Origin of the sequence: Salinivibrio sp. ML198, assembly GCF_001996015.1 — a bacterium.
Classification (GTDB): domain Bacteria; phylum Pseudomonadota; class Gammaproteobacteria; order Enterobacterales; family Vibrionaceae; genus Salinivibrio; species Salinivibrio siamensis.
The window spans coordinates 1-410 of sequence record NZ_MUEZ01000065.1; the positions used below are offsets into that span (position 1 = coordinate 1).

The following is a 410-nucleotide window of genomic DNA, read 5'->3' on the forward strand; positions in this document are numbered from 1 at the left end:
TTTACCACGGTGTGGTTCATGACTGGGGTGAAGTCGTAACAAGGTAGCCCTAGGGGAACCTGGGGCTGGATCACCTCCTTACTGACGCTATTGTTGCGAGTGTTCACACAGATTGTATAGGTTGAAGTATTAAAGAGGATATGTTCCCAAACATATCAGCGTGTCCCATTCGTCTAGAGGCCTAGGACACCGCCCTTTCACGGCGGTAACAGGGGTTCGACTCCCCTATGGGACGCCATTGGGTTGTTAGCTCAGTTGGTAGAGCAGTTGACTTTTAATCAATTGGTCACAGGTTCGAATCCTGTACAACCCACCATTTCTCAGACGCGGGGCTATAGCTCAGCTGGGAGAGCGCTTGCATGGCATGCAAGAGGTCGGCGGTTCGATCCCGCCTAGCTCCACCAAGTCTG

At 52.2% G+C, this 410-nt stretch carries 3 tRNA genes and 1 rRNA gene; all 4 read left to right on the plus strand.

What is annotated here, in order from left to right:
* A 16S ribosomal RNA gene (locus tag BZG25_RS15730) occupies window positions 1-81 on the plus strand; the annotation flags it as partial.
* A gap of 81 nt (window positions 82-162) precedes the next feature.
* Window positions 163-238 (plus strand) — tRNA-Glu (locus tag BZG25_RS15735).
* A 2-nt stretch (window positions 239-240) separates the two neighbouring features.
* Window positions 241-316, plus strand: a tRNA-Lys gene (locus BZG25_RS15740).
* A gap of 12 nt (window positions 317-328) precedes the next feature.
* A tRNA-Ala gene (locus tag BZG25_RS15745) sits at window positions 329-404 on the plus strand.
* Window positions 405-410: the final 6 nt, after the last annotated feature.